This window comes from Rhodobacter capsulatus, from assembly GCF_052363185.1.
In the GTDB taxonomy this organism is placed as follows: Bacteria; Pseudomonadota; Alphaproteobacteria; order Rhodobacterales; family Rhodobacteraceae; genus Rhodobacter; species Rhodobacter capsulatus_E.
Map to the genome: position 1 here is coordinate 3,512,890 of NZ_CP198955.1, position 26,064 is coordinate 3,538,953.

General features: G+C 65.7%; 26 protein-coding genes and 1 pseudogene. 6 read left to right on the forward strand and 21 right to left on the reverse strand.

Translation table 11 applies throughout. The features are described 5' to 3' along the window. Positions 1–3 precede the first annotated feature (3 nt). The 4 genes from ACTTAG_RS17260 to folK are packed head-to-tail and all read right to left on the reverse strand — an operon-like array spanning position 4 to position 3,849. Positions 4–675 (reverse strand): DUF2062 domain-containing protein, encoded by a 672-nt coding sequence (locus ACTTAG_RS17260; RefSeq protein WP_444463423.1) that lies wholly within the window; start codon positions 673–675, stop codon positions 4–6. Between the two features lie 18 nt (positions 676–693). Continuing rightward, entirely contained in the window at positions 694–2,811 is a 2,118-nt protein-coding gene (locus ACTTAG_RS17265; protein WP_444463424.1) for a RelA/SpoT family protein, read from the reverse strand. A gap of 19 nt (positions 2,812–2,830) precedes the next feature. Continuing rightward, positions 2,831–3,184 (reverse strand): DNA-directed RNA polymerase subunit omega, encoded by a 354-nt coding sequence (rpoZ, locus tag ACTTAG_RS17270; protein WP_055209224.1) that lies wholly within the window; start codon positions 3,182–3,184, stop codon positions 2,831–2,833. A gap of 59 nt (positions 3,185–3,243) precedes the next feature. Beyond that, positions 3,244–3,849 carry a 2-amino-4-hydroxy-6-hydroxymethyldihydropteridine diphosphokinase gene (gene folK, locus ACTTAG_RS17275; protein ID WP_444465274.1) on the reverse strand — a complete coding sequence of 202 codons (606 nt, stop codon included), beginning with the start codon at positions 3,847–3,849 and terminating at the stop codon, positions 3,244–3,246. Between the two features lie 126 nt (positions 3,850–3,975). Between folK and ACTTAG_RS17280 the strand changes: the two genes are divergently transcribed. After that, positions 3,976–4,557: a LabA-like NYN domain-containing protein gene (locus tag ACTTAG_RS17280; RefSeq protein ID WP_444463425.1), complete on the forward strand. Its 582-nt coding sequence runs from the start codon at positions 3,976–3,978 to the stop codon at positions 4,555–4,557. A 202-nt stretch (positions 4,558–4,759) separates the two neighbouring features. On the opposite strand, the pseudogene ACTTAG_RS17285 reads toward ACTTAG_RS17280, so the two are convergent. Next, a pseudogene (locus ACTTAG_RS17285) lies at positions 4,760–5,414 on the reverse strand (pseudouridine synthase). A 38-nt stretch (positions 5,415–5,452) separates the two neighbouring features. Continuing rightward, positions 5,453–5,908: a GAF domain-containing protein gene (locus ACTTAG_RS17290; protein WP_444463427.1), complete on the reverse strand. Its 456-nt coding sequence runs from the start codon at positions 5,906–5,908 to the stop codon at positions 5,453–5,455. Positions 5,909–5,999: 91 nt separating this feature from the next. Here ACTTAG_RS17290 and ACTTAG_RS17295 point away from each other — a divergent pair, with 91 nt between their 5' ends. Next, entirely contained in the window at positions 6,000–6,347 is a 348-nt protein-coding gene (locus tag ACTTAG_RS17295) for an STAS domain-containing protein (RefSeq protein ID WP_444463428.1), read from the forward strand. Beyond that, complete coding sequence (locus tag ACTTAG_RS17300; RefSeq protein WP_444463429.1) at positions 6,337–6,828, forward strand: ATP-binding protein; 492 nt, start codon at positions 6,337–6,339, stop codon at positions 6,826–6,828. Before ACTTAG_RS17295 ends, ACTTAG_RS17300 begins: the two co-directional genes overlap by 11 nt. Here the strand turns inward: ACTTAG_RS17300 and hspQ are convergent. Further along, entirely contained in the window at positions 6,821–7,147 is a 327-nt protein-coding gene (gene hspQ / locus ACTTAG_RS17305) for a heat shock protein HspQ (RefSeq protein ID WP_444463430.1), read from the reverse strand. The two genes, ACTTAG_RS17300 and hspQ, sit on opposite strands and share 8 nt — an antisense overlap. Positions 7,148–7,334: 187 nt before the next feature. On the opposite strand from hspQ, the gene ACTTAG_RS17310 reads away from it, so the two are divergent. Further along, entirely contained in the window at positions 7,335–7,910 is a 576-nt protein-coding gene (locus ACTTAG_RS17310; RefSeq protein ID WP_444463431.1) for a transglycosylase SLT domain-containing protein, read from the forward strand. Positions 7,911–7,916: 6 nt separating this feature from the next. Here ACTTAG_RS17310 and ACTTAG_RS17315 read toward each other — a convergent pair whose 3' ends face one another. The 4 genes from ACTTAG_RS17315 to ACTTAG_RS17330 all read right to left on the reverse strand — a co-directional run bounded on the left by ACTTAG_RS17315 (position 7,917) and on the right by ACTTAG_RS17330 (position 14,305). Then, complete coding sequence (locus ACTTAG_RS17315) at positions 7,917–8,528, reverse strand: LolA family protein (protein ID WP_444463432.1); 612 nt, start codon at positions 8,526–8,528, stop codon at positions 7,917–7,919. An 83-nt stretch (positions 8,529–8,611) separates the two neighbouring features. Beyond that, entirely contained in the window at positions 8,612–11,683 is a 3,072-nt protein-coding gene (locus ACTTAG_RS17320) for a DNA translocase FtsK 4TM domain-containing protein (RefSeq protein ID WP_444463433.1), read from the reverse strand. Positions 11,684–11,695: 12 nt separating this feature from the next. Beyond that, positions 11,696–12,874 (reverse strand): aminotransferase class I/II-fold pyridoxal phosphate-dependent enzyme, encoded by a 1,179-nt coding sequence (locus tag ACTTAG_RS17325; RefSeq protein ID WP_444463434.1) that lies wholly within the window; start codon positions 12,872–12,874, stop codon positions 11,696–11,698. Between the two features lie 117 nt (positions 12,875–12,991). Then, positions 12,992–14,305, reverse strand: a complete 1,314-nt coding sequence (locus tag ACTTAG_RS17330) for an amidase (protein ID WP_444465275.1) — start codon at positions 14,303–14,305, stop codon at positions 12,992–12,994. An 81-nt stretch (positions 14,306–14,386) separates the two neighbouring features. On the opposite strand from ACTTAG_RS17330, the gene ACTTAG_RS17335 reads away from it, so the two are divergent. Then, entirely contained in the window at positions 14,387–15,613 is a 1,227-nt protein-coding gene (locus ACTTAG_RS17335) for a UbiH/UbiF/VisC/COQ6 family ubiquinone biosynthesis hydroxylase (RefSeq protein WP_444463435.1), read from the forward strand. On the opposite strand, the gene ACTTAG_RS17340 is transcribed toward ACTTAG_RS17335, so the two are convergent. From ACTTAG_RS17340 to ACTTAG_RS17360, 5 genes are all read right to left on the reverse strand, one after another. Further along, positions 15,610–15,822, reverse strand: coding sequence for a Trm112 family protein (locus ACTTAG_RS17340; RefSeq protein WP_444463436.1), 213 nt, complete (start codon positions 15,820–15,822; stop codon positions 15,610–15,612). The two genes, ACTTAG_RS17335 and ACTTAG_RS17340, sit on opposite strands and share 4 nt — an antisense overlap. After that, positions 15,819–16,457, reverse strand: a complete 639-nt coding sequence (locus ACTTAG_RS17345) for an LON peptidase substrate-binding domain-containing protein (protein ID WP_444465276.1) — start codon at positions 16,455–16,457, stop codon at positions 15,819–15,821. The genes ACTTAG_RS17340 and ACTTAG_RS17345 overlap by 4 nt, the downstream gene beginning before the upstream one ends. Positions 16,458–16,483: 26 nt before the next feature. Then, positions 16,484–17,395 carry a tetratricopeptide repeat protein gene (locus ACTTAG_RS17350; protein WP_444463437.1) on the reverse strand — a complete coding sequence of 304 codons (912 nt, stop codon included), beginning with the start codon at positions 17,393–17,395 and terminating at the stop codon, positions 16,484–16,486. A gap of 67 nt (positions 17,396–17,462) precedes the next feature. Further along, entirely contained in the window at positions 17,463–18,251 is a 789-nt protein-coding gene (locus tag ACTTAG_RS17355; RefSeq protein WP_444463438.1) for an exodeoxyribonuclease III, read from the reverse strand. 159 nt (positions 18,252–18,410) lie between these two features. After that, positions 18,411–19,847 (reverse strand): aldehyde dehydrogenase family protein, encoded by a 1,437-nt coding sequence (locus ACTTAG_RS17360; RefSeq protein ID WP_444463439.1) that lies wholly within the window; start codon positions 19,845–19,847, stop codon positions 18,411–18,413. Between the two features lie 228 nt (positions 19,848–20,075). Between ACTTAG_RS17360 and ACTTAG_RS17365 the strand changes: the two genes are divergently transcribed. Then, positions 20,076–20,294: a hypothetical protein gene (locus ACTTAG_RS17365; RefSeq protein WP_444463440.1), complete on the forward strand. Its 219-nt coding sequence runs from the start codon at positions 20,076–20,078 to the stop codon at positions 20,292–20,294. Positions 20,295–20,367: 73 nt separating this feature from the next. Here the strand turns inward: ACTTAG_RS17365 and pnp are convergent, their stop codons facing one another. From pnp to truB, 5 genes are all read right to left on the reverse strand, one after another. After that, the gene (gene pnp, locus ACTTAG_RS17370) at positions 20,368–22,521 is read right to left on the reverse strand and encodes a polyribonucleotide nucleotidyltransferase (protein WP_444465277.1); all 2,154 of its coding nucleotides are present in this window, start codon (positions 22,519–22,521) and stop codon (positions 20,368–20,370) included. Positions 22,522–23,031: 510 nt separating this feature from the next. Continuing rightward, positions 23,032–23,301: a 30S ribosomal protein S15 gene (rpsO, locus tag ACTTAG_RS17375; protein WP_444463441.1), complete on the reverse strand. Its 270-nt coding sequence runs from the start codon at positions 23,299–23,301 to the stop codon at positions 23,032–23,034. A gap of 132 nt (positions 23,302–23,433) precedes the next feature. Next, positions 23,434–24,501: a calcium-binding protein gene (locus ACTTAG_RS17380; RefSeq protein ID WP_444463442.1), complete on the reverse strand. Its 1,068-nt coding sequence runs from the start codon at positions 24,499–24,501 to the stop codon at positions 23,434–23,436. Positions 24,502–24,630: 129 nt separating this feature from the next. Beyond that, on the reverse strand, positions 24,631–25,149 hold the full coding sequence (locus ACTTAG_RS17385) for a DUF1643 domain-containing protein (protein ID WP_444463443.1): 519 nt from the start codon (positions 25,147–25,149) through the stop codon (positions 24,631–24,633). Continuing rightward, positions 25,146–26,057, reverse strand: a complete 912-nt coding sequence (gene truB / locus ACTTAG_RS17390; RefSeq protein ID WP_444463444.1) for a tRNA pseudouridine(55) synthase TruB — start codon at positions 26,055–26,057, stop codon at positions 25,146–25,148. Before truB ends, ACTTAG_RS17385 begins: the two co-directional genes overlap by 4 nt. Positions 26,058–26,064 lie beyond the last annotated feature (7 nt).

Consider the following 26,064-nt stretch of genomic DNA (forward strand, 5'->3'; position numbering starts at 1 on the left):
CGCTCAGCCCTTGTCATCCTCGTGATCGGCGGGCCTTGCCGCGCCTGGATGGGGCAGCTTCGCGGCCAGTTTCGCCAGCCGCTCCTTCAGCCGCAGGCGGCGGCGGTTCTGATAGGCGGTCACGACCGGCAAGGCGATGAAATAGCCCGCCAGACCGAACAGGATGCCCGGCACCATCCCGCCCAGCGTATAGGGCAGGAAGACGCCGTAGAAGAACTCCGCCATCCCCTCCCAATGCGCGTCGTCGCGGGTGAAGACGGCCAGAAGATTGTGGCGCAGATCGGCGAAAGCCTCGGCAAAGACATCCAAGAGACCGGTGGCATGTGCGGGATCGTAGCTTTGCCCCAGCATCGCATGGCCCAGCTTGATCGAGACCAGCGCGATCACCGGAAAGGTCAGCGGATTGCCGACCAGCGTGGCGAAAAGCGAGGCCAGAACATTGCCCCGCACCAGTTTCGCCAGCAGAGCCGCGGCCAGAAGATGCACGCCAAAAAGCGGCGTGAAGGAGACGAAGATGCCGACGAAGACCCCGCGGGCGATGCGATGCGGCTTGTCGGGCAGGCGGGTCAGGCGGTGGCGGATGTAGCTGAGCGCGCGAAGCCAGCCACTGCGCGGCCAGACCAGATCGCGCGTGGATTGGCCCCAGCTCCGCTTCTCCCGCCGCTTGAAAACCACGTTTTGCCTTCCGTTCCCTCAGGGTTTGCGCGACAGATCGCGCCAGCGCTGCACCTGCGCCACATCCGTCTCGGCCTCCAGCGCCGTCAGCAGCCGGTGCAGATGTTCGGCATCACGCAACTCGACTTCTACGACAAGCGAGTAAAAGTCCGGTTTGCGGTCGATGAAATTGAGATCGGAAATATTGGCTTTCTGCGCCCCGATCAGCGTGCAGATATGGCCCAGAACCCCGGCGTCATTCGAAATCGTGATCTTCAGCGACACCGAATAAACGGGCGGGTGGCTGCCTTCGTGCCAGTGCAGATCGACCCAGCGGCCGGGTTGTTCCTCGAATTCCTCCAGCGCGGGACAGTCGATGGCGTGAATCACCACGCCCTGCCCGCGATAGGTGATGCCGACGATGCGCTCACCCGGCAGGGGTTGGCAGCATTTTGCCCGATGAAAGGTCTGATCCGCCGCCAGCCCGATCACCGCGCGGCCGGGATCGACGGTTTCCGGCCCCCGCGCCGCCAGTTCGGGGTAAAGCGCCTCGACCACCTCGCGCGCCGTCAGTTCGGCCGAGCCGAGCCGGGCCAGAACCTCGGTCTCGTCGGGCAGGCCCAGCGTCTTGGCCGCGGTGCGCAAGGCCTTGTCCGACACCTTGCGGCCGACATGTTCGAACGCCACCCGGGCCAGTTCCGAGCCGAGCTTGACGAACCGGGTCCGGTCTTCCTCGCGCAGAGATTTGCGGATCGAGGCCTTGGCACGGCCGGTGGCGACGATATCCAGCCAGGTCGCCTGCGGACGCTGCCCGGCCGCGGTGATCACCTCGACCGATTGGCCGTTCTTCAGCCGCGTCCACAGCGGCACGCGGATGCCATCGACCTTGGCGCCGACGCAGGAATTGCCGATCCGGGTGTGGATCGCATAGGCGAAATCGATCGGCGTCGCGCCTTTCGGCAGCTTGATCACATCGCCCTTGGGCGAGAAGCAGAACACCTGATCGGAATACATCTCGAGCTTGACGTTCTCGAGGAATTCGTCGTGATCGCCCTCGGCAAAGCGTTCGGTGAGCGAGGCGAGCCATTTCGCCGGATCGACCGCAAAGGGGTTCAGCGCCCGTTCGCCATCGCGATACGACCAATGCGCGGCCACGCCGGCTTCGGCGACCTCGTGCATCTGCCTTGTGCGGATCTGCACCTCGACCCGCTTGCCGTCGCGGCCGGAAACGGTGGTGTGGATCGAGCGGTAACCGTTCGATTTCGGCTGGCTGATGTAATCCTTGAACCGACCGGGAACCGAGCGCCAGCGCTGATGGATCAGCCCCAGAACGGCGTAGCAATCGGGCACCGACCGGGTGATGACGCGAAAGCCATAGATGTCGGACAGCCTTGAAAAGGTAAGGCTTTTTTCCTCCATCTTGCGCCAGATCGAATAGGGGCGCTTGGCGCGGCCAAAGACATCGGCCTCGATCCCGGCTTTTTCCAGTTCGTTGCGGATATCGGCGGTGATCTGCGAGATCACGTCGCCCGATTCCCGTTGCAGACTGACGAAGCGGCGGATGATCGAGGTCCGCGCCTCGGGGTTGAGCACCTTGAAGGCGAGGTCTTCCAGCTCCTCGCGCATCCACTGCATGCCCATCCGGCCTGCCAGCGGCGCAAAGATCTCCATCGTCTCGCGGGCCTTCTGCGCCTGCTTCTCGGGCCGCATGCTCTTGATCGTGCGCATGTTGTGCAGCCGGTCGGCCAGCTTGACCAGAATCACCCGCAGATCCTTGGACATCGCCATGAAAAGCTTGCGGAAATTCTCTGCCTGCTTGCTGGCCGAAGAGCCCAGTTGCAGGTTGGTCAGCTTGGTGACGCCATCGACCAGTTCGGCCACTTCGGTGCCGAACAGCCCCTCGACCTCGGTGAAGGTCGAGCGGGTATCCTCGATCGTGTCATGCAAAAGCGCGGTGACGATGGTGGCATCGTCCAGCCGCTGTTCGGTCAGGATCGCGGCCACGGCGACGGGATGGGTGAAATAGGGCTCGCCCGAGTGGCGAAACTGCCCGTCGTGCATCTTCAGCCCATAGGCATAGGCGCGACGGATCAGATCGGCATTGCAGCGGGGATTGTAGTTGCGAACGAGCGCGATCAGGTCTTCGACATCGATCATCCGCGCTCGTTACCCTCGTTCAGTCGCGACCCTGGGCATCCATCAGCGCACGCAGCATGCGCTCTTCGTCCATGTCATCGACGCGCGGCCGGTCGATTTCGCCCGACATCAGCAGCGCCATCGCATCTTCTTCCGGCTCGTCAACCTCAATCTGGGTCTGGTTGCTTTCGATCAGACGCTCGCGCAGATCGTCGGCCAGCTGGGTTTCCTCGGCGATCTCGCGCAGGGCGACCACCGGATTCTTGTCATTGTCGCGCTCGACGGTGATCGGCGCCCCGGCAGCAACCTCACGGGCACGATGCGCCGCCAGCATCACCAGCTCGAAGCGGTTCGGAACCTTGTCAACGCAATCTTCAACCGTCACGCGGGCCATCGGCAACTCCAGACGAAGGGGGTGATGTGAACCTCTCCCTTAGCCCCTTCGCCGGGCCTTTACAAGCCGCCCGCCCCGCCGAAAGGCGTATAAAACGGCGTCATCGCGGCTTTTTCTGCCGCATCCAGCGCCGCCAGCATCTCGCTTACCGTCTTTCCGGTCGCCGGATGACGCCACAGCGGCGCGATTTCGGCAAGGGGAATCAGCACGAAGGCCCGGTCGGCCAGACGCGGATGCGGCAGGATCAGCGTCTCGGGGGCGTGTTGCATCTGTTCGGCAAGCGGCAGGGCCCGCCAGGAAGCTTCGGTCGCGGCATCGGGGCGGATCGCATCGCCCGCCGCCAGCAGATCAAGGTCGATGCCCCGCGCCCCCCAGCGCGTCGTCCGGATGCGCCCCAGCCGCGCCTCGATTCGGTGCAGGGCCTGCAGCACCGCCTCGGGCGGCAGCGCGGCCGAGACGACGGCACAGGCATTGACGTAATCCGGCCCCGCCCCGGCCGGAAAAGCCGGAGATCGCCAGAACCGGCTGAGGGCCCGCAGGCGAAGTCCTTCCCCGGACAGCATTTTCAGCGCGGCAACCAGGGATTGAGCGGGTCTGCCAGCCTCGGTTGAAAGATTCGCCCCTAGCGCAATAAAAAAAGTGCTATTATCTTTAAAGACAGATATCTCGCCCTCCCCGCGCTTGGTAGAAAGCGCTGCTGAACTGGTTCTTGCGGTGTATTGGGTAAAGCAATTTTTCCCCGTCAACCACTCCGGACGCCGCACCGCAGGGCCACGACGAAAGGACTTATAATGTTTTACAAAGACGAAAGGTTGGCCCTTTTCATCGACGGGTCCAACCTCTATGCCGCGGCCAAGGCGCTTGGCTTCGACATTGACTACAAGCTGCTGCGCCAGGAATTCGAGCGTCGCGGCAAGCTGGTGCGTGCCTTTTACTATACGGCACTGCTGGAAAACGAGGAATATTCCCCGATCCGGCCGCTCGTCGACTGGCTGCACTACAACGGCTACGCGATGGTGACGAAGCCCGCCAAGGAATACACCGACTCGATGGGGCGGCGTAAGGTCAAGGGCAACATGGATATCGAACTGGCGGTCAATGCGATGGAACTCGCGCCGCGGCTCGACCATGCGGTGCTGTTCTCGGGCGATGGCGATTTCCGCCCACTGGTCGAGGCTTTGCAGCGCATGGGCGTGCGGGTCTCGGTCGTCTCGACGATCCGCAGCCAGCCGCCGATGATCGCCGACGAGCTGCGCCGTCAGGCCGACAATTTCATCGAGCTTGACGCGCTGCGCGAAGTGATCGGCCGCCCGCCGCGCGAGCCGCGCGAAATCCCGGCCCCGGCGCCGGTGGCGGAAAGCTCCGAAGCCTGATCCCCACACCCGGAACAAGAGAGACGGCGGCCCACTCCCGCCGTCTTTTTCGTTGCGGCGGGCGGAGCGGGGGCGCTGCCCCGCACCCCGGGATATTTGCGCCAAGGTGAAAAGAGCCCCGGGCCCTGTTTCACCTTGGGCCAAATATCCCGGGGGGTGAATGGCCGACAGGCCAGAGGGGGGCAGCGCCCCCCTGCCGCGCTCAAAACGGGCAGGGCGCGGTGAAGGTCATGAACTGCCCACCGTCGGGGTGGCGCAGGCGCAGGCTTTCGGCATGCAGCATGAGGCGCGGAAAATCGCGCGCGGGACCGGTGGCGTAAAAAGGGATCGCCAAGGATCGGGTGCCCCAGTTCGCGCATATGCACCCGCAGCTGATGGCTGCGCCCGGTCAGCGGCATCAGCCGCACCCGGGTCGTGCCGTCGGGATCGTGGCGCAGCACCTTCCAGTCGGTCTGCGCGGGCTTGCCGTTCTCGGGATCCACATGCTGCAGCGGCCGGTTCGGCCAATCGACGCAGAGCGGCAGATCGACCCGGCCAGCCTTCGGCTCCAGATGCCCCCAGAGCCGCGCCAGATAGTGTTTCTTCGTCTGCCGGGTCTCGAATTGCAGCCCCAGATGGCGCTGCGCATGGGCGGTCAGCGCAAAGACCATCACCCCCGAGGTGTCGCCATCGAGCCGATGCACCAGAAGCACCTGCGGAAAGGCGCCCTTCAGCCGTTCGATCAGGCAGTCGGCCTTGTGCGCGCCCTTGCCCGGCACCGAGAGGAGCCCGGATTGCTTGTCGACCACGAGGATTTCGTGATCGGCATGCAGGATGCGCGGCGGCTCGGACGGGGGCGTGTAGACATGCTCGGTCATCGGCCCGGCATGGCCCGGGGCCGTCGCGGCGTCAAGCCTCAGAGCGCGCCGAAGACATCGGCGAGGATCGCTTCCAGCGCCGTTGCATCCGCCTCGGTGAAGGCGTCGGGCTGATCGCTGTCGATGTCGAGCACGCCAATCAGCCGCCCGCCCGCGCCGAAGACCGGGATCACCAGTTCCGACCGGGTCGAGGAGGAGCAGGCGATATGGCCCGGAAAAGCCTCGACATCGGGGACAAGCTGGGTCCGGCCTTCACGCGCGCAGGCGCCGCAGACGCCGCGGCTGAACGGGATCACCAGACAGCCATGCCCGCCCTGATAGGGGCCGATCTTCAGCACGCCGGGTTCGGTGACGCGGTAAAAGCCGGTCCAGTCGAAGCGGTCGTCGGCATGGTGGATCTCGCAGGCGAGGGTGGCCATCAGCGCCACCTCGTCGGTTTCGCCCTCGGTCAGGGCGGCGATGGTGCGGGCCAGTACCGCGGGATCAAAGGTCATCGGTCGTCCTTCTTCATTCTTTCCGACGGATACGGATTGGTAAGCTTTCGCCTTTAGTCTGAACCAAATCTTTCGGGGCCGGAGAGGCAAGATGAATCTTTATGCGGAAGCCCGCGGGGGCGCACTGGTCGTTTCGGTGAACGAGGAACGCCTTGATGCCGCCATTGCGATCCGGTTCAAGGAACGGATGCGGGAAGTGACGATCCAGCCGTCGGGGCGGGTGGTTCTGGACATGTCGCAGGTGGAATTCCTGGACAGTTCCGGGCTGGGCGCGGTGGTGGCGGTGATGAAATCGCTGGCGCCCGACCGGCGGCTGGAACTGGCGGGGCTGACGGCGAATGTCGAACGGGTGTTCCGGCTGACGCGCATGGATTCGGTCTTTGCCATGCATGAGGATGTCGAGGCGGCACTGCGGGCGGGGCTGCGCCATGTTGGCTGATCGTTCGCAACCCAGCCGGAGCCCGGCCGAAACACCGCGGCCGGAACCGAAGATCTTTCATCATTCCTTCGAGGCCGATCCGCTGTCGGTCCGCTTCGCCCTGCGCACGGCGCTGGCGCGGTTTCTGCGACAATTGTCGCAAGAGGAGGCCGGGACGCTGGAACTGGTTCTGGCGGAGGTGCTGAACAACATCGTCGAGCACGGCTACCGCGACACCGGGCACGGCACGATCACGCTGTCTCTGGTGCGCGATCACCGCGGGTTGAGCTGTTCGATCAGCGATGACGGGGTCGAGCTGCCGCATTCCTGCCTTGACCTCGGCATCGACGAATCGCGACGGCCCGAGCCTGACACCCTGCCCGAAGGCGGGTTCGGCTGGTTCCTGATCCGCGATCTGGTCGAGGATCTGGGCTATCACCGCGAAAACGGCCGCAACCTGCTGGCGTTCCGGCTGCCGCTGAAACCGGGCACGCTCAGTTGAGCTGGAACTGCAACGGGTAACGCCCGTCCTCGAAATCGCCGAACAGGTCGCTCAGATCCGGGTGGTCGATCGGCTCGCCGGAATTGTCGGGCAGCAGGTTCTGCTCCGACACATAGGCGACATAATAGGTCTGATCGTTCTCGGCCAGCAGGTGATAGAAGGGCTGATCCTTGGCCGGGCGGCTGTCTTCCGGGATCGCCTCGTACCAGGCGTCGGTGTTCGAAAACATCGCGTCCACGTCGAAGACGACCCCGCGGAACGGGTGCTTGCGGTGTCGGACAATCTGACCGATATGATATTTGGCACGCGTCGTCTGCATGGTAACCCCCGGTTACAACCTGTAAACCTTCGGCTGAGTCCTGTCCATGTGCAGCCATGCACCGGTCCAGAAACAATCTGTGGACTCGCGCCCAACAGTGCTCACGGCATCGCGACACGGTTTCGCTTTCGTTGCGGGACAAAACTGCTAGAATGCCGCAAAACAAAGCCGAGCGGGCAGAGCAGCAATGAAGAAATTCCTGATGTTGGCCGTCCTCGTGGCCGTTGCCTCCTGCGGCGGCGGCGGCAAGGCACCGCGCAATCTTGACAATGCCTGCCTGCTTGCGCGCGAAAAGCCCGCCTATTTCACCGCGATGCGGCGCGCCGAAAAGCGCTGGGGCGTGCCGGTGCATGTGCAGATGGCGACGATCCATCAGGAATCCAAGTTCATCCCCAATGCCAGAACCCCGCACCGCTATGCGCTGGGGGTGATTCCGATCGGGCGGCAAAGCTCGGCTTATGGCTTCAGCCAGGCGCTCGATTCGACCTGGGAGGAATACAAGCGCGACACCCGGTCCCGCGGGGCGAAGCGCACGCGGATTTCCGACGCCACCGATTTCATGGGCTGGTACATGGACGCCTCGAGCAAGAAGCTCGGGATTTCGAAATGGGATGCCCGCGAACAATATCTGGCCTATCACGAGGGCCGCACCGGCTATGCCAACGGCAGCTACAACAGCAAGGGCTGGTTGCTGGCCGTGGCCGACAAGGTTGCCGCCCGCGCCGAAATGTATCGCACGCAGCTGAGCCGCTGCCGCGGCTGAAGCGGGTCAGTTCTTGCGGGCCTCGGTTTCGGCCACGATCGAGAACATCAGCGAGCCGGGATCGACCCCGGGCTTGAGCTGATCCAGGATCACCACCGTTTTCGTCCCGGCCTCGTCGGTGATCACCCATTTGCGCAGCGCCACCGGATTGGCGGAAAACACCAGCCGGATCGTGCCATATTCGGGGTTCTGCGGGTCCTGCGCCACCACCGCGGTATTCGCCCCCTCTGCCTCGTGGCCGACCACCATCCGCGCCTGGGCAAGGTCGATCCGCTCGGCCAGGATCAGGTTCAGCGGCGTGCGCTTGAGCGGATATTGCTCGGCGATCTGGTTCGATTTCGGATCGAAGATCGCCACCTGCCCGCCCGAGGCCAGCACCAGCGTCTTGTCATTCGTATATTCGAACCGCATCCGCCCGGGCCGCTTCAGGAAAAGCTTGCCGGTCGATTTCGAACCGTCGGCGTTCACCTGGGTGAAACTCGCCTCGGCCGTCGTCAGCCCGTTCAGATAGGCCGAGAGCTGGGCAAGCGGGATCTTCTCCGCCCAGGCCGGGGCGGCAAGGGCCAGCATCAGGACGGGCAAAAGGGCGGCTACGGGGGCGAAACGCATCAGGGTCATGGGACAAACTTACCGCAGATCGGGCGAAGAAAAAGCCCCGCGCGGGTCACATCGCGCGGGGCCGGGATCACTTTCCTGCGCCTTTACTGTTCGGGCACCAGAATTTCGCGCTTGCCCACATGGTTGGCGGGCGTCACCACGCCCTGCTCTTCCATCTGTTCCACCAGCCGCGCCGCCTTGTTGTAGCCGATGCCCAGCTTGCGCTGGATATAGGAGGTCGAGCATTTGCGATCCTTGATCACGATCGCCACCGCGGTATCGTAAAGCGCATCCTCGGCATCGTTGCCGCTGCTGCCCAGACCCAGCACCGCGTCGATATCCGAGGCCGCGTCCTCATCCGGCCCCTCGACCACGCCCGACATGTATTCGGGCGGCCCGAAGCTCTTCAGATGGCTGACGATTTCCTCGACTTCCTCGTCGGAAACAAAGGGCCCGTGAATCCGGGTGATGCGCGCGCCATTGCCCATGTAAAGCATGTCGCCCATGCCCAGAAGCTGCTCGGCCCCCTGTTCGCCCAGAATGGTGCGGCTGTCGATCTTCGACGTGACCTGGAAGGAAATCCGGGTCGGGAAGTTCGCCTTGATCGTGCCGGTGATCACGTCCACGGACGGACGCTGCGTCGCCATGATCAGGTGGATGCCCGAGGCCCGCGCCATCTGCGCAAGCCGTTGAATACAGGCTTCGATCTCCTTGCCCGCCACCATCATCAGGTCGGCCATCTCGTCGACGATGACGACGATATAGGGGAAGGGCCGGGGCTGGAATTCCTCGGTCTCGAAGACGGGCTCGCCGGTGTCCTCGTCGAAGCCGGTCTGCACGGTGCGCTTGAACATCTCGCCGCGCTCCATCGCCTCGCGGACGCGGCCGTTATAGCCCTCGATGTTGCGCACGCCCATCTTCGACATGCGGCGATAGCGTTCCTCCATCTCGCCGACGACCCATTTCAGCGCCACGACGGCCTTTTTCGGATCGGTGACGACGGGCGAGAGCAGATGCGGGATGCCGTCATAGACCGACAGTTCCAGCATCTTCGGGTCGATCATGATCAACCGGCATTCCTCGGGCGAGAGCTTGTAAAGCAGCGACAGGATCATCGTGTTGATCGCCACCGACTTGCCCGAGCCCGTCGTCCCCGCGATCAGCAGGTGGGGCATCTTCGCCAGGTTCGCCACCACGGCCTCGCCCGCGATATCCTTGCCCAAGGCCAGCGGCAGCCGCATGTTGCTGTCGCCGAAATCGCGCGCCGAAAGGATTTCCCGCAGCACCACCTTTTCGCGATGTGCATTCGGCAATTCGATCCCGATCACGGACCGACCCGGCACGGTCGAGACCCGCGCCGACAGCGCCGACATCGACCGCGCAATGTCATCGGCCAGACCGATCACCCGGCTCGCCTTCAGCCCCGGCGCCGGTTCCAGCTCATACATGGTCACGACCGGACCGGGCCGAACCGAGACGATCTCGCCCTTCACGCCATAATCATCCAGCACGCTTTCCAGCATGCGGGCGTTTTCTTCCAGCGCCTCATCCGAAAGCTGGTGCCGCTGGATCGAGACCGGATTGGTCAGAAGGCTCAGCGGCGGCACCTCATAGGCGGGCTTGTCCGGGGTGTCGAAGCGCAGGGTCGGCTGTTCCTCGGCCATCGCCTGTTTCGAGGGCGCGGCGGGCCTGCGCGGCGGCGCCACCACCCGACGCTCGGGCGCGGGCGGTGCCGTGGTGGCCCGTCGCGCCGAAATCTTCGGCATCGGCGCGGGCGGCACGTCCTCGCCCAGATCGGAAAAGACGTTGCGTTCGAAGGCCTGATCTTCCCAGACCTCCTCGGGCGCCAGATCCTCCGGCGGCTGCATGGCACTCATCGGCTGCGACCAGTCCGGCTCTTGCGGCTCGGCGCCCATGGGCAGCACGGGGGGGGCCACCGGGGGAACTGCCGGGGCGGCGCCGGGCATGTAGCGCGGACGGGCCTGCAGCGGCGGCTCGACACGCAGCAGCGGCGCGGGCGGGGTCTTCGGCCCGCGGGCCAGCCGCGCCGAGACCGCGGCGAGAACCGAGGCCGGGGCCGGTTCGGCGACAGGTTCGGGCTGCGGGCGGGTGGCGTAAAGGCTCGGCTCGGCCCGCATCTGCGGCGCGGGCGCCGGGGCCGGCATCGGCGTCGGGGCGGTGGCCCGGGTCTTCACCGCCTGCAGGATGCGCGCCTTGATCCGATCTTCCGAGGGCGGCTCGGCCATCGGCATATCCCAGGTCTGCACCGGCTCGACCAGTTCCGCTTCGGGCACATAATCGTCATAAAGCACCGGATCGGGCTCGGGCTCGACCGGACGCCGCACCCGCGAGGCCACGGCTTGCCGCACGATATCGGCGGTCTGCGCCTCGGGGCGCGGCGGTTGCGCCATCGTCCAGCCCTGCTGCGCCTGCCAGGCCGCCTGCTGCTGCGCCAGCGCCGCCGCCTGCGCCCGACGTTCGCGCGCCACCTCGGCCGCCTCGCGCGCCATCCGGACCGAGGCCGAAGCCCCCTTGCCCAGCGCCGTCATCGCGGCCGCATAGCTTGCCACCGTGCCCAGAAGCAGGAACCGGGTCAGCGCGCCCAGTTCCAGACGGTCGAAGCCGGTGACGAAAAGCGTGATGAGCAGCGTCAGCACCGCCATCACCACGGTCATCAGCTTGAGCCCGATCGAGCCCTCGACCGGCGACAGCCCCAGCAGCGATCCGGCGATCATGTCGCCAAAATTGCCGCCCAGGCCATAGGCACGGCCCCATTCGGCGCCGGGCACCAGCAGCGCGGCATAGACCGCCGCCACCGCAATCGCGATCGGCAGAAAGACCATCCGGCCCGTCACCCGCTCTTCGCCGCGATGCAGGATGTGCCGCCCGCCCCAGATCGCCAGCGACACCGGCAACAGCCACGCCCCGCGCCCGACGATCACGATGAGCGGCGAGGCGATGCCCGCCCCGATCCGGCCCAGCCAGTTCTGCACCGGCGCATCGGAGACGGCCATCCAGCTTGGATCTTCGGGCGAATAGGAGGCGAGCATCAGCGTCGCCATCACCGCCAGCACCAGAAAGACCACGCCCAGCAACTCGCGCCCGCGCCGTTCCAGAACGGCCTGCGTGTCCTGATCCAGCAGCGGTTCGCGTTGCCGCGCCTGAAAGGATGCCATGCTGAACCCTCCTTAGGTGAACAGGCAGTCGCGCAGCCTGATCAGCCCGCGCCGCGTTTCTTCTTTTGGGGCGACCAAGGCCGCCCGGATAAAGCCCTTGCCGGGGTTTTCGCCGTCCACGTCGCGGGCCAGATAGGCCCCCGGCAGGACACGGACCCCGGTTTCGGTCCAAAGTTTCACCGCCGCCGCCTCGCCATCCTCGACCGGCAGCCACAGGAAGAAGCCCCCCTCTGGCAGGCGGAAGCTGTTGACACCGCTGAAGATTTCCGCGGCATCGGCGTATTTCTCCGCATAAAGCGCGCGGTTTTGGGTCACATGCGCCTCGTCGGCCCAGGCGCGTTCGGACACGCGCTGAATGGGTTGCGGCAGGGGCGCCCCGGCATAGGCGCGCAGCTGCCGGATGCGCTGCATCGCCTGCGGACCACCCGCGCAAAAGCCGGATCTCAGCCCCGGCATGTTCGAACGTTTCGAGAGCGAATGAAAGATCACCACCCGTTCCGGATCGGTGCCGGTCTCGGCCGCCACTTCCAGCGCGCCGGGCGGCGGCGCCGTGCGCCACAGCTCCGAATAGCATTCATCCGAAAACAGCCGGAAATCATGCTTTTCCGCCAGCGCCAGCAGCCGGGCCAGATAGTCGCGCGAGGCGACCGAGCCCTGCGGATTGGCGGGCGAGCAGAGGTAAGCGATCGTCGTGCGATCCAGAATCTCGGCGGGCAGGCTTTCGTAATCGGGCAGGAAGCCGGTTTCCTCGCTCGCCGGAACAAAGACCACCTCGGCCCCCACGGTCGCGGCGGCGACGGCATAGACCTGATAGAAGGGGTTCGGCACCAGAATGACCGGACGCTTGCCGCGCTTGGTTTCGGGGCACAGCGCAATCGCCGCGTTGAACAGCCCCTCGCGCGTGCCATTGAGCACCATCAACCGGTTTTGCGCCACATCAACGCCGTAACGCCGCCCCAGCCAGCCGGAGATGGCCGCCAGAAGTTCGGGCGTGCCGTCATTGGCCGGATACTGGCCGAATTCCGACAGGCTGGCCGCCAGCACCGGCCCGACGAAATCGGGCATCGGGTGGCGCGGCTCGCCGATGGTCATGGCAATCGGCTCGCCCCCCGGTTTCAGGTGGTCAAGCAGCGCCCGCAGACGCGGAAACGCATATTCGGGCAGGTTCGCAAACCGCTCGGGAAACTCCATCTGTGCCTCATGCTCGGGGTCGTTTCGCCCCGTTTGCGGCAAAACTACCCAAGCTTGTGGGTCACGTCCAGAAAAAGCGCATCCGCTGCGCCAATGGGGGAGCGGGATTGTGACTTTTCAGCCAAGCGCCGCCTCGGCCGCAAGGGCCAGACGGCACAGGGCAGCTTCCTGCATCGGCTTGCCCATCAGGGAAATCCCGCACATCGGCTCGCCCGTGGGCAGGGTCAGGGCGCAGAGGCCGAAGATATTGGCAATGCGGGTGTTGCGCAAAGCGAGCAGGTTTTCGGCGGCGAAATAGGCCGGGTCGGTCAAGAGCCGCGCCGCATCGGGCGGCAGGATCGGCGCGGTGGGGACAAGCACGGCATCATAGCCCGCCACCGCTGCCTGCCAGTCGGCCCGATAGCGCGCAAGATCGTCCCAGGCCTTCACATACTCGGCCGCGCCAATACCGGCCCCGCCGCGGAACCGCTGCAAGATCACCGGATACATCTTCTCGGGCGCGGCCTCGATCACCTCGGCCCAAAGCCCGTAAGCCTCGGGGGCGAAAAGAGTGCCGGAAAGGTCCATCGCAGGCGCCACCATCGGCAGCGTGCGGCGTTCGATCCTTGCACCGGCCTTTTCAAAGCGTTTCACCGCCGCCTCGAACCCGCGCACCGGGGCTTCGCGCGCGGACGCAAAGGGCAGACCGTCCAGCACCAGAAGCCGCGCCCCCGACAGCGGCGCCCCGCGCAGATCGGGGGCGGTTCGGCCTTCGAGTGCGGCCAGAACCAGCGCGCAATCCTCGACCGTGCGGGCGAGCGGCCCGACCGTGTCGAAGCGCTTGCACAAGGGCACGACGCCCGCAGTCGAAACGCGCCCCGCGGTCGTCTTCAGCCCCACCAGATCGTTCCACGCCGCCGGGATCCGCACCGAGCCGCCCGTGTCCGACCCTACCGCCGCCGCCGCAAGCCCCAGCTTCACCGAGACCGCCGCCCCGGAACTCGATCCCCCCGGCGCCAGACCCGTGGTCACCGCATTCGGCGGCGTCGCGGTCATCGGGTTGATCCCAAGCCCGGAAAAAGCCAGCTCCGTCATATGGGTCTTGCCCAGACAGACCGTGCCCATCAGCGTCGCGGCCTGCAGCACCTCGGCATCCGCCGCGGGCACCCGGCCCGCCAGCAACTGCGATCCCGCCTCGGTCGCGATGCCCGCGGTGTCGAACAGATCCTTCCAGCTCAGCGCGACGCCGTCCAAAGGCCCGCGCGCCAGACCGCCCCGCAGCCGGGTCCGCGCCGCCATCGCCTCGGACCGGGCGCGTTCGGGGGTCAGCCGGGCGTAGACATCCGTCCGCCCCGCGGCCGCGTCCAGATAGGCCTCGACCATGTCGACAGGATCAAGCCTGCCTTCCGCCATCGCCTGCCCCTGCGTGGCGGCCGACCAGAACCGTTCCAGCATCGCAACCCCCTTCGTTTTGCGCAGGCTAACGGGCGCGCAGGCAATGGACAATCCCGCCGCCCGCGCCATATTGGGCGCATGACACAGGTTCACGACGTTCTCATCGCCGGCGGTGGTCTGAATGGCCCCGCGCTTGCCCTTGCCCTTGCGGGCGCGGGCCTTTCCGTCACCGTGATCGACGCCGCCCCCGCGCAGCGCCGGGCCAACGACGCCTTTGACGGCCGCGCCTATGCGCTGGCGCTGGCCTCGCAAAAGCTGCTCGGGGCACTTGGCATCTGGCCCGCGGTGGCCGCGCAGGCGCAGCCGATCAACGATGTGAAGGCCTTCGACGGCCGCCCGGGCGAAGGCGCCGCGCCGTTCTTTCTGCATTTCGACAGCCGCGAGCTCGATCAAAAGCCGGTCGGCTACATGCTGGAGGATCGCTTTCTGTATCGCGCCTTTCTGACGGCGATGGAGGAGAACCCGCGTATCACGCTGATTTCCAAAACCTCGGTCGTGGCGCAGGAGGTCGTTCCGGGCGCCGTCCGGGTGACGCTGTCAAATGGCCAAATCCTGTCGGGCCGGGTGCTGATCGGGGCGGACGGGCGCCGCTCGGGCGTGGCCGAACGCGCCGGGATCGGGCGCGAGGGCTGGGGTTATGGCCAAACCGCCCTTGTCGCCGCGCTGGCGCATGAAAAGCCGCACGAAGGCATCGCCTATCAGCTGTTCATGCCGAATGGGCCGCTGGCGATCCTGCCGCTGACCGGCAACCGCTCCTCCATCGTCTGGAGCGAGACGGACGCCAACGCCGCCGTGATCGCGAAACTCAGTGACGACGATTTCATGGAACTGGTGCGGCCGCGCTTTGGCGATTTTCTGGGCCGGATCAGCCTTGTCGGGCCGCGCTTCAGCTATCCTTTGAATCTGACGCTGGCGAAAGCCTATGCCGCCGACCGCGTGGCTTTGGTGGGCGATGCCGCGCATGGGGTGCATCCGATTGCCGGACAGGGGCTGAACCTTGGCCTGCGCGATGTCGCGGCCCTGGCCGAGGTGCTGATCGGCGCGATGCGGCGGGGCGAGGATATCGGCTCGATCCACACGCTGGAACGCTATCAGCTGTGGCGCCGCTTCGATGCGACGACGCTGGCGCTGGGCATGGACACGGTCAACAAGCTGTTTTCCAACGACAATCCGGTGCTGCGGGCCGGGCGGGATCTGGGCATGGGTCTGGTTCAGGCGATCGGCCCGCTGCGGCGGGGCTTCATGCGGCAGGCGGCGGGGCTTTCCGGTCCGCAGCCGAAACTGTTGCAGGGGCGGCAGATCTAGTCGAGCTGCCGGGCCTCGTCGACCAGCATGATCGGGATGCCGCGGCGGATCGGAAAAGCGAGCCCGGCCGCGCGCGACACCAACTCCTGCCGCTCGCAGTCATAGTGCAGCGGCGCCTGTGTCAGCGGACAGACCAGCGCTTCCAGCATGCGGCGGTCAAAGCCGCCGCGCTCGGCCTCGGGGACAAGCTGCGGCAGGCCCCCGGTCATTGCCGCCGTTCCTCGATGCCGCCGTGCAGCACGAATTCCATCAGCGTCACCAGGGTTTCGCGCCGCGTGGGCAGGCTGGGCGCTTCCAGAAGCGCCTGCTTGTCCTCTGGCTCGAAGGGCAGAAGCATCGACAGCGCGTTGATCAGGAATTCATCCTCGGCATCCTTCAGCGCCTCCCAATCGGTGTCCAGCCCCTGCGTGTGCAGATAGCGGCCGAGCAGGTCCAGAAGCCCGTCCCGGTCGAAGCCGGTGTCGTGTTCGGGGTTGCCGATATCGCGGGGGAAATCGGTCCAGCCGATCTCGGCGCGGATATAGGGGCTGGGTCCGGGGATTTCGCGCTGCAGACGGAACCGCGACACGCCCGAAAGCGTGATCATGTAACGGCCGTCTTCGGTTTCGGAAAAGCCGGTCAGCCGCCCGGCACAGCCGATGGCCGAGAGCTTTTGCGCACCGTCGCGGCCCTTGCAGGGCTGAATCATGCCGATCAGCCGATGCGGCGTCGCCAGACAGTCTTCGACCATCTGCAGGTAACGCGGTTCGAAGATATGCAGCGGCAACCGCCCCCGGGGCAGCAAAAGCGCCCCCGGAAGCGGGAAAAGCGGGATCTGGGCGGGCAGGTCACTGGGTTTGATCATCCGCATCAGATAGCCCGCCCCCTTGATCAGGCAAATATCATCGACGACAAACGCCGCCGCCCTTTGACTACGATCGGGTCGGCGGGCTTGAGGCTGTCGAAGATGGTGAAAAGCTGGGTTTTCGCCGCGCCCTCGTTCCAGTCGCGGTCGCGGCGGAAGAGTTCCAGAAGCTCCTCGACCGCCTCTTGGACCTGCCCCGCGGCATGCAGCGCGGTGGCGTGATCGAAGCGGGCCTGATGGTCGTTCGGATCGGCGGCCAGCTTCGCCTTCAGCTCGTCAAGCGGCCCGGCCTTCGCGGCCTGTTTCGCCAAGGCCAGCTGCGCGCGGGCGGCCTCGACTGGCGCGGCCGTCGCGATCTTGGCAGGCGCCCCCGCCAGGATCAGTTCGGCCTGATCCAGATTGCCCGCTGCCAGATGCGCCCGCACAAGGCCGCCATAGGCCTCGGCATTCTCGGGCTCTTCGCCCAGGATCGCGGCGAAGGTCTCGGCCGCATCGACCGCGGCGCCTTCGGCCAGCATTTCTTCCGCCGCGGCCAGGGCTTCGCCCAAGCCGCCGTCCCCGGCAAGGCCCGCCAGCTTCTCGACAAAGGTCTTGATCTGCGAGGCGGGAATGGCGCCCTGGAACATGTCGACCGGGCGGCCTTGGTAGAAGGCGACAACGGTCGGGATCGATTGCAACGGCAACCCCTGCTGCGCCAGCACCTGCGCCAGGCGCTGGTTTTCATCGACGTTGATCTTGGCCATCACCACGCGGCCCTTCAGCGCGTTCACCGCCGCCTCAAGCTGCGGTCCAAGCGTCTTGCAGGGGCCGCACCAGGGCGCCCAGAAATCGACGATGACCGGGACAGCCATCGAGGCATCGACCACCTCGGCCATGAAGGTGGTTTCCGTGACATCCTTGACGAACGTTTGCGCGGGTTTCGTGTCGGTTCCGAACATGGAGGTCCTCATTTTGGATCTTTGCCCCTATATGCGCCGCCGCCCGGCCCGCGCCAAGGGGCGCCGTTCAAAGATCGAAAGTGGCAAAGACCGGGACATGGTCCGAGGGCTGCTCCCAGCCCCGGGCCGCGCGCAGGATCCGGCTGCCCTGCGCCGCGCCCACGATGTCGGGCGTCGCCCAGATGTGATCCAGCCTGCGGCCCTTGTCCGCCGCATCCCAATCGGGCGAGCGATAGGACCACCAGGAATAAAGCCGCCCCTCGGGGATATCGGCGCGGGTGACATCGACCCAGCCGCCCGCCTCCTGCGCCGCCGCCAGATGCTCGACCTCGATCGGCGTGTGCGAAACGATCTTCAAGAGCGCCTTGTGGTTCCAGACGTCATCCTCGCGCGGCGCGATGTTGAGATCGCCCACAAGGATCGCGCGGTCGGGCCGATGGGCGTGGAAATCGTCGCGCATATGGGTCAGGAAATCGAGCTTCTGGCCGAATTTCTCGTTCTCGGCCCGGTCCGGGATGTCGCCCCCCGCAGGCACATAGAAATTGTGGATGGTGACGCCATTTTCCAGCCGCCCGGCGATGTGGCGCGCATGGCCAAGGCCCGCGTAATCGCCCGCCCCGGCCTCGACCATCGGCAGTTTCGACAGGATCGCGACGCCGTTGTAGCCCTTTTGCCCGCGCGCGACGTGGTAGCGATAGCCAAGTGCGGCAAAGGCCGCGAAGGGGATCTTTTCGACCGGGCTCTTGCATTCCTGCAGGCACAGAACGTCGGGGGCCTCCTCGGTCATCAGCTTGCACACCAGCGCTTCGCGCAGGCGGACCGAGTTGATGTTCCAGGTGGCAAGGGTGAAACTCATGGGCAGGCTCCTTTGGGCTGCGCGAGCATCGCCCGGCACGGTGGAAAGGGCAAGCCTGCGGGCGCAGCGCTTCGGGGCCAGCGTGGAAAAGGGCGTATTTGGACCAAGAAGAAACTGCGGGCTTTTCCTGGCTCAAATACGCCTCTTGCTTCGGGGGGCTTACTCGGCCCAGCCGGAGATCGACTTCACCTCGCAGAATTCCTCGATGCCCCAGCGGCCGCCCTCGCGCGCGCGGCCCGAGGCGCGCACGCCGCCAAAGGGCGCCCCCGCGCCGCGGCTTTGGCCGTTCATCTCGACCATGCCCGAGCGCAGCAGTCGCGCCAGCCGGTTGCGACGGGCGCCGTCTTGCGATTGCACATAGTTGGTCAGGCCGTAGGGCGTGGCATTGGCGATTTCGACCGCCTCGGCCTCGGTGTCGAAGGGCATGATCGAGAGGACGGGGCCGAAGATTTCTTCCCGCATAACCGTCATCTCCGGGGTGCAATCGGCAAAGACGGTCGGGCGGATGAAGAAGCCCTTGTTCAGCCCCTCGGGGCGGCCAAGGCCTCCGGCGACCAGACGCGCCCCCTCCTTGATCCCGCTTTCGATCAGGGACTGGATCTTCTCGAACTGCGCCGCGTTCACCACCGGGCCGATGTGGCGGCCCGGTTCATGCGCCGAGCCGACCTTGATCGACGCCGCAACCTCGGCCGCGATTTCCACCGCGCGGTCGTAAAGCGGGCGCTCGACCAGCATCCGCGTCGGCGCGTTGCAGCTTTGGCCCGAATTGTTCATGCAATGCCGCACGCCGCGGGCCACCGCATTTTCGTCGGCATCGGCAAAGACAAGGTTCGCCCCCTTGCCGCCAAGTTCGAGACAGACCCGTTTCAGCGTGCTGGCCGCGGCCTGCGAAATCGCCTTGCCCGCCCGGGTCGAGCCGGTGAAGGAGATCATTTCCACATCGGGATGCGTCGAAAGCTGCGTGCCCACGCCCGCGCCATCGCCGTTCACCAGATTGAAGACGCCCGCAGGCACCCCCGCCGCGTGCACGAATTCCGCAAAGAGCAGCGAGGACAGCGGCGCCTCCTCGGAGGGTTTCAGCACCATCGTGCAACCCGCGATCAGCGCCGGAACGACCTTTAGCGTCACCTGATTCATCGGCCAGTTCCAGGGCGTGATCAGCCCCACGACGCCGACGGGTTCGTAAGCGATCATCGCCCCCGGCGTGCCATCGCCCAACGGATGCACCCATTTGAAGTCCTTGGCCGCCTTGATGAAATTCGAGATGTGCCAGATCCCCGCCCCCACCTGGCTTTCGCGGGCAAAGTCGATCGGCGCGCCCATTTCAAGGCTCATCGCCGCCGCCATGTCCTCGGCCCGGGCCTGATAGATCGCCAGAAGGCGTTCGACCGCCGCCAGACGCTCCGCGGGCGGCGTTGCGGCCCAGCCGGGCCCTGCGCGCAGGGCCGCCGCCACGGCGGCTTCGGTATCGGCCCGGTCGCCCAGCGAAATCACCGCGCAGGGCTCTTCGGTCGAGGGGTCGATCACGAAATGGTCGCGCGGCAGGTCCGGGGCCACCCACTGGCCGTCGATGTAGAAGAGGCGTTTTTCGATCATGGCGGTCTCCCTGATTGCGCCCAGCGTGACAGCGACCGGGCTCCGTGGCAAGCCACCCGCCGGGAAATTTGATCAAATTATTTCACGCCCATCTGGTAATCAAAACTTACCAGTCATGCACATTCCGCATCGCGGCATTGCCCAATCCCCGGATTGTGCAAACGCAGCACAAGGCGCAAGTTATCGGTAACGGCGGGATGGTCCTGCCGGAGACCGAAAGACGAAAAGATGCCCCTCGCTTCTGCCCAAGCCCTGCCCCGCCCCGTTCCGCTGTTCGATGCGCTTGCCCGCGGCCTTGCCCGGATCCGTGACGCCCGCGCGCAACGCCGCGCCTATGTCGCGCTGCTGGCGGAATTCGACCGCATGACCGATGCCGACTGGTGCGACCTTGGCCTGTCGCGCCACAATGCCCGCGATCTGGCCCGCCATACCGTCTACGGGCGCTAAGCCCCTCGGCCGAAAGCCGAAAAAGCAAAAGCCCCCGCGGTTGCGGGGGCTTTGCCGTTTCTTGCGGAAGCGATCAGCCCTCGGGCTGCTCATCCTTCGATTTCGACTCGGGCGGCAGTTCCGCGCCGGTCTCCTGATCGACCATCTTCATGCCAAGGCGCACCTTGCCGCGATCGTCGAAGCCGAGCAGCTTGACCCAGACTTCCTGACCTTCCTTCAGCGCCTCGTTCGGGTGGTTCAGACGCTTGCCCGCGATTTGCGAGACATGCACCAGACCATCGCGCTTGCCGAAGAAGTTCACGAAGGCGCCGAAATCGACCAGCTTCACCACCTTGCCGCGATACACCTTGCCTTCTTCCGGCTCGGCCACGATCGAATAGATCATGTCATAGGCCTTCTTGATGGCATCGGCATTGGCCGAGGCGATCTTGATCACGCCGTCGTCGTTGATGTCGACCTTGGCACCCGAGACCTCGACGATCTCGCGGATCACCTTGCCGCCCGAGCCGATCACTTCGCGGATCTTGTCGGTCGGGATCTGCATCGTCTCGATCCGCGGCGCATGGGCCGAGAATTCCTGACGACCGGCGGACAGCGCTTTCGACATCTCGCCCAGAATGTGCATCCGGCCGTCTTTCGCCTGCGCCAGCGCCTGTTCCATGATCTGGGGCGTGATGCCCGCGACCTTGATGTCCATCTGCAGCGAGGTGATGCCGTTTTCGGTCCCCGCCACCTTGAAGTCCATGTCGCCCAGGTGGTCTTCGTCGCCCAAGATGTCGGTCAGCACCGCCCAGCGGCCGTCCTCTTCCAGGATCAGACCCATGGCCACACCGGCCACCGGGGCTTTCAGCGGCACACCGGCATCCATCATCGACAGCGAGCCACCGCAGACCGACGCCATCGAGGACGAGCCGTTCGATTCGGTGATCTCCGACACGACGCGGATCGTGTAGGGGAAGTCGGTCGCCGCGGGCAGAACCGCCTGCAGCGCGCGCCAGGCCAGCTTGCCATGGCCGATCTCGCGACGGCCCGGGCTGCCGACGCGGCCCACTTCGCCGACCGAATAGGGCGGGAAGTTGTAGTGCAGCAGGAAGTTCGACCGGGTGTTGCCGTTCAGCGCGTCGATGATCTGTTCGTCATCGCCGGTGCCGAGGGTGGTCACGACCAGGCCCTGGGTCTCGCCCCGGGTGAACAAAGCCGAGCCGTGGGTGCGCGGCAGGATGCCGACTTCCGCCACGATCGGGCGCACGGTGCGGTTGTCGCGGCCGTCGATGCGGGCGCCACCGTTGATGATGTCCCCGCGCAGGATGCCCGATTCCAGCGCCTTGATCGCCGAACCAAGGTTGATATCGGCCAGATCTTCTTCCGAGAGCTTCGACTTGATCAGATCGACCGTGGCCGAGATCGCATTCGACCGCTCCTGCTTGTCGCGGATCGCGAAAGCGGCGCGCATTTCGGCTTCACCGGCGGCCTTCACGCGGCCCAGCAGCGCCGAGTAATCGGGCGCGGTGAAATGGAAGGGCTCTTTCGCGGCATCTTCGGCCAGCGAGATGATCAGGTCGATGACCGGCTGCATCTGCTCGTGGCCGAATTTGACCGCGCCGAGCATCTCGTCTTCGGTCAGCTCATAGGCTTCCGATTCGACCATCATCACGGCGTCTTTCGTGCCCGCGATGACCAGATCCAGACGCTGCTCCGGATTGTCGCGCAGCTTGGTCATGTCATCCATGGCCGGGTTCAGCACATAGGCGCCATGGGCAAAGCCCACGCGCGCGGCGCCGATCGGGCCCATGAAGGGCACGCCCGAGATCGTCAGCGCGGCCGAGGCGGCGATCATCGCGACGATATCGGGATCGTTCACCAGATCGCAGGAGAGCACGGTGGCCATCACCAGAACTTCGTTCTTGAAGCCCGGGACGAAGAGCGGACGGCAGGGACGGTCGATCAGACGCGAGACCAGCGTTTCCTTTTCCGAAGGACGGGCTTCGCGTTTGAAGAACCCGCCGGGGATCTTGCCGGCGGCGTAGTATTTTTCCTGGTAATGCACGGTCAGCGGGAAGAAGTCCTGCCCCGGCTTCGCTTCCTTGGCGAAGGTGACGTTGGCCATGACCGAGGTTTCGCCCAGAGTGGCGATGACCGAGCCGTCAGCCTGACGGGCAACCTTGCCCGTTTCCAGCGTCAGCGTTTCACCGCCCCACTGGATCGATTTTTTCGTAACGTTGAACATCAGCGTATCCTGTCTGGGAGCACGCATGGGACCTTCCCATGTCTCCCGGCATATGGCGGCCCCATTGCCGCCGCCCCCCAATCCTGTGCATGCGCCCGGGGGGAGTGGGCTCACGTCGCAGATTGTGCGCCCTTACAGGAAAATCGGGCTTTTGGGAAGCAGGGAGTTGCGAGGGCCTGAACAACCAAGGGAAAATATGGCGCGCCGCCAGACATCCCGCAATTGTGCCCCCCCCTCTCAGAGACAGATTTCGCCGCAGCTTGCGCCGCGGCGACCCGCCGGGGGCTCCGCCCCCGGACCCCCGGGATATTTGGGGCAAGGCAAAAGACAAAGCCCCTTGCGGACTTTCACCCCTTTGGCGGCGCCCTGCTTTTTCTTGGTGCAAATACGCCGGGGGTGCGGGGGCGGAGCCTCCGCCCGGGTCGCCTCGGCACCAGCCGAGGCGAAATCCCAAAGCAAAACGCCTGCCGCTCGCGCGACAGGCGTTCCGTTTTCCGAACCCGAAAGGGGTCAGCGGCGCAGGCCGAGGCGCTCGATCAGCGACTGGTAGCGGGCCACTTCCTTCTTCTTCAGATAGTCGAGCAGCTTGCGGCGCTGGGCCACCATCATCAGAAGGCCACGACGCGAGTGGTTGTCCTTCTTGTGCGATTTGAAGTGCTCGGTCAGCGTCGCAATGCGCGAGCTGAGGATCGCAACCTGAACTTCGGGCGAACCGGTGTCGCCTTCCTTGGTCGCGAATTCCTTGATCAGACGGTTCTTTTCTTCGACGGTGATCGACATCGGGGTCTCCTGTTCAAAGGGTGATGGCGCAAGCCGGGATGTCGTCCAGCAGGGCCCGTGGAGTCTCCGCCGAATCCGGCGGATGGCGGCGTTTAGCGGAAAAGCCGCGCAAAGGAAAGCGCAAAGCCGGGGTCAGACGGCGCCGAATTCCTCGGGGGTGATAAGCAGCACCTCCTCGGGGCGCAGATCGCCCGCATCCACCACCTCGGCCAGTCGCACGCCGTTCAGCGTGATCCAGAGGTTGCCCTCGGTCTCGGAAGGTTCCAGCGCCACCTCGGGGGTGACGCCGCTGTCGGGGTCGTAGACGACGACGATCTGATCGGCCGCGGAATCATAATCGGTGATCGTCGCGGGGGTTTCCGGGTCGATCCACTCGCCCAGCGCGAACAGATCCCCGTCCTCCCCACCCGAGGCCCAATCACCCGACCCTATCATCAGCGTATCGGCCCCCACACCGCCGTTGAGGAAATCCATGCCATCGGCATCACTGTTGCCGCTTTGGCCGTCCGAAACAACCCCGATGAGCAGATCGTCGCCGTTTCCGCCGCACAGCTCGTCTTCGCCCATCCCGCCGGTGAGGCTGTCGTCGCCGTCGTTGCCGTCCAGGCTGTCATCGCCGTCATCGCCCGCGATCCGGTCGTCATCGGCGCCGCCCATCAGCCAATCCGCCCCTGCTCCGCCGCTCAGCAGGTCATCGCCGAAACCCGCCACCAAAAGGTCGTCGCCCGCCGCGCCCGTCAGCGTGTCGGCGCCGTAATCCCCCTCGAGACTGTCATCGCCGCTGCCGCCGTCCAGACTGTCATCGCCCGCCGCACCCAGAAGGCTGTCGTCGCCACTGCCACCCGCGATCGTGTCGTCGCCCGCATAGCCGTTGATCTGGTCGCTGCCCGCCAGACCGTCGATCCGGTCGGCAAAAAGATCGCCCCACAGGATGTCCCGGCCATCGGTCGCCTCGGGCGAGACTTCGGGCTCGGGCCTGTCCTCGCCGGGAAGGGTGGTTTCGCTGCCCGTATCTTCGCTGCCCGTATCTTCGCCGCCCGTATCGGCGGGATCTTCCGGGGGGACATCATCCTGCGCGCCGGTCTCCGCCTCATCGGGGGCGCTGTCTTCGACCGCCTCGGTCTCCGTATCCCCGGCCGGAGCGACGCCCGCGGCCAGACCCGCCATCAAAAGACCCAGAAACCCGGACAGAAACAGCATGGCACACCCTCACAGCCCACGCGGCATCATAGCCGAAACCGGCCCGCCGAACAAAAGCAAAACACGGCCGGACAAGATCGCGCCGCGGTTTTCTTTCGGCTTGGTTAAGGTCCGGCGGCTTTGGCCGGGTCAGAGCCAGGGCTGCAGCGGCTGGGCATAGCCGATGTAAAGCGGGTGTTTCGGCGCCCCGGCGGCGGTCAGGCCCAGATGGTGCAGATCGCGGCCCGATTCGCGCAACAGCCGCTCGACCGCCGCGCCGCGGCCCAGATGCGCCCCATGCGCGCCCCAGGCGCAGACGATCCGGTCCGCCGGGCCACCCGCCCAATCCAGACTGCCCAGGATCGCCGCATCGTTTTCCGGCCCGACCGGATCGGCCATGGCCCGCATCGCCCGCGGATCGGTGGCGCGAAAGGCGAAGATGTTCGTCACCCGGAAGGCGCCGAACCCCAAGGCCCGCGCCCGGCGTTCGCAGCGTTCGACCGTAGGATCATTCTGCACCTCGGTCGCGGTCGAGGGGTTGAGCATCACGAACAGCGCCCGCGGCAGGGCATCATCCCAGACCCGCGTCAGCAGATAGCGATAGGCCTCGCAGTCGGAATAGACCGCCACCGAGGGGGCATCGCCCTTGACATGGGTCCGGGTGATCATGCCTCGGTCCGGTTGAAGACGCGGTCGGGGTGGACCTCGCCGCCCATGTAGCGACCGACGGCAATGGCCAGACCGTGGTGGCTGACCCAGACCTCGGTGCCGAAGTCGATGCCCGAACAGATCACCTGACCGGGGTTGCCATGGCTCAGCCGCACCGCGCCTTCGACGGTGGCCTTGACCTCGGGCAGATCGTCAAGACCCAGTTCCAGCGGCAGCAGCTGCGCATCCAGCTCCGGCGTCCGCGCCATCCGGTCGATCTCGTCAAGGCTCAGCCCCTTGTCGGCCTCGAACGGGCCCGACCAGACCCGGCGCAGCCAGAGCACATGGCCAAGGCAGCCCAAAGCCTGCCCCAGATCGCGGGCGATGGCACGGACATAGCCGCCCTTGCCGCAGACCATTTCCAACTCGACCGTGTCGGCATCGGGCCGCGCGATCATCTCGAGGCTTTCGACCCAGAGCGGGCGGGCCGCCAGATCCATCCCCACCCCTTCGCGGGCCAAATCATAGGCACGTTCACCCTCGACCTTCACCGCGGAATATTGCGGCGGCACCTGCATTATGTCGCCCCGGAACGCGCCCAGCGCGGCCAGAATCTCGGCATCGCTCGGGCGGCTGTCGGACCGGGCGACGATCGCGCCCTCGGCATCGTCGGTCGCGGTCGCCGCACCGAAACGCACCTGAAAGCGGTAGCATTTCAGCGCATCGGTGATGAAGGGCACGGTCTTCGTCGCCTCGCCCAAGGCCACCGCCAGAACGCCGGTTGCGGCCGGGTCGAGCGTGCCCGCATGCCCCGCCTTCTTCGCGTCATAGGCCCAGCGGACCTTGCCCACGACCGCGGTCGAGGTCACCCCCGCGGGTTTGTCGACGACAACCCAGCCCGAAATCTCGCGACCCTTCTTGCGACCCATGACCGTC

Coding starts and splice junctions, on each gene's coding strand:
- ACTTAG_RS17325 (WP_444463434.1), bottom strand. CDS start 12,874: ATGGAGTTTCCCGAGCGGTTTGCGAACCTGCCCGAATATGCGTTTCCG.
- ACTTAG_RS17315 (WP_444463432.1), bottom strand. CDS start 8,528: ATGACCCTGATGCGTTTCGCCCCCGTAGCCGCCCTTTTGCCCGTCCTG.
- ACTTAG_RS17290 (WP_444463427.1), bottom strand. CDS start 5,908: ATGACCTTTGATCCCGCGGTACTGGCCCGCACCATCGCCGCCCTGACC.
- ACTTAG_RS17365 (WP_444463440.1), top strand. CDS start 20,076: ATGCCCCTCGCTTCTGCCCAAGCCCTGCCCCGCCCCGTTCCGCTGTTC.
- hspQ (WP_444463430.1), bottom strand. CDS start 7,147: ATGCAGACGACGCGTGCCAAATATCATATCGGTCAGATTGTCCGACAC.
- ACTTAG_RS17385 (WP_444463443.1), bottom strand. CDS start 25,149: ATGATCACCCGGACCCATGTCAAGGGCGATGCCCCCTCGGTGGCGGTC.
- ACTTAG_RS17350 (WP_444463437.1), bottom strand. CDS start 17,395: ATGTTCGGAACCGACACGAAACCCGCGCAAACGTTCGTCAAGGATGTC.
- rpsO (WP_444463441.1), bottom strand. CDS start 23,301: ATGTCGATCACCGTCGAAGAAAAGAACCGTCTGATCAAGGAATTCGCG.
- ACTTAG_RS17340 (WP_444463436.1), bottom strand. CDS start 15,822: ATGACCGGGGGCCTGCCGCAGCTTGTCCCCGAGGCCGAGCGCGGCGGC.
- ACTTAG_RS17310 (WP_444463431.1), top strand. CDS start 7,335: ATGAAGAAATTCCTGATGTTGGCCGTCCTCGTGGCCGTTGCCTCCTGC.
- ACTTAG_RS17265 (WP_444463424.1), bottom strand. CDS start 2,811: ATGATCGATGTCGAAGACCTGATCGCGCTCGTTCGCAACTACAATCCC.
- ACTTAG_RS17295 (WP_444463428.1), top strand. CDS start 6,000: ATGAATCTTTATGCGGAAGCCCGCGGGGGCGCACTGGTCGTTTCGGTG.
- ACTTAG_RS17355 (WP_444463438.1), bottom strand. CDS start 18,251: ATGAGTTTCACCCTTGCCACCTGGAACATCAACTCGGTCCGCCTGCGC.
- truB (WP_444463444.1), bottom strand. CDS start 26,057: ATGGGTCGCAAGAAGGGTCGCGAGATTTCGGGCTGGGTTGTCGTCGAC.
- ACTTAG_RS17300 (WP_444463429.1), top strand. CDS start 6,337: ATGTTGGCTGATCGTTCGCAACCCAGCCGGAGCCCGGCCGAAACACCG.
- ACTTAG_RS17280 (WP_444463425.1), top strand. CDS start 3,976: ATGTTTTACAAAGACGAAAGGTTGGCCCTTTTCATCGACGGGTCCAAC.
- ACTTAG_RS17380 (WP_444463442.1), bottom strand. CDS start 24,501: ATGCTGTTTCTGTCCGGGTTTCTGGGTCTTTTGATGGCGGGTCTGGCC.
- ACTTAG_RS17335 (WP_444463435.1), top strand. CDS start 14,387: ATGACACAGGTTCACGACGTTCTCATCGCCGGCGGTGGTCTGAATGGC.
- rpoZ (WP_055209224.1), bottom strand. CDS start 3,184: ATGGCCCGCGTGACGGTTGAAGATTGCGTTGACAAGGTTCCGAACCGC.
- pnp (WP_444465277.1), bottom strand. CDS start 22,521: ATGTTCAACGTTACGAAAAAATCGATCCAGTGGGGCGGTGAAACGCTG.
- ACTTAG_RS17345 (WP_444465276.1), bottom strand. CDS start 16,457: ATGATCAAACCCAGTGACCTGCCCGCCCAGATCCCGCTTTTCCCGCTT.
- ACTTAG_RS17320 (WP_444463433.1), bottom strand. CDS start 11,683: ATGGCATCCTTTCAGGCGCGGCAACGCGAACCGCTGCTGGATCAGGAC.
- ACTTAG_RS17360 (WP_444463439.1), bottom strand. CDS start 19,847: ATGATCGAAAAACGCCTCTTCTACATCGACGGCCAGTGGGTGGCCCCG.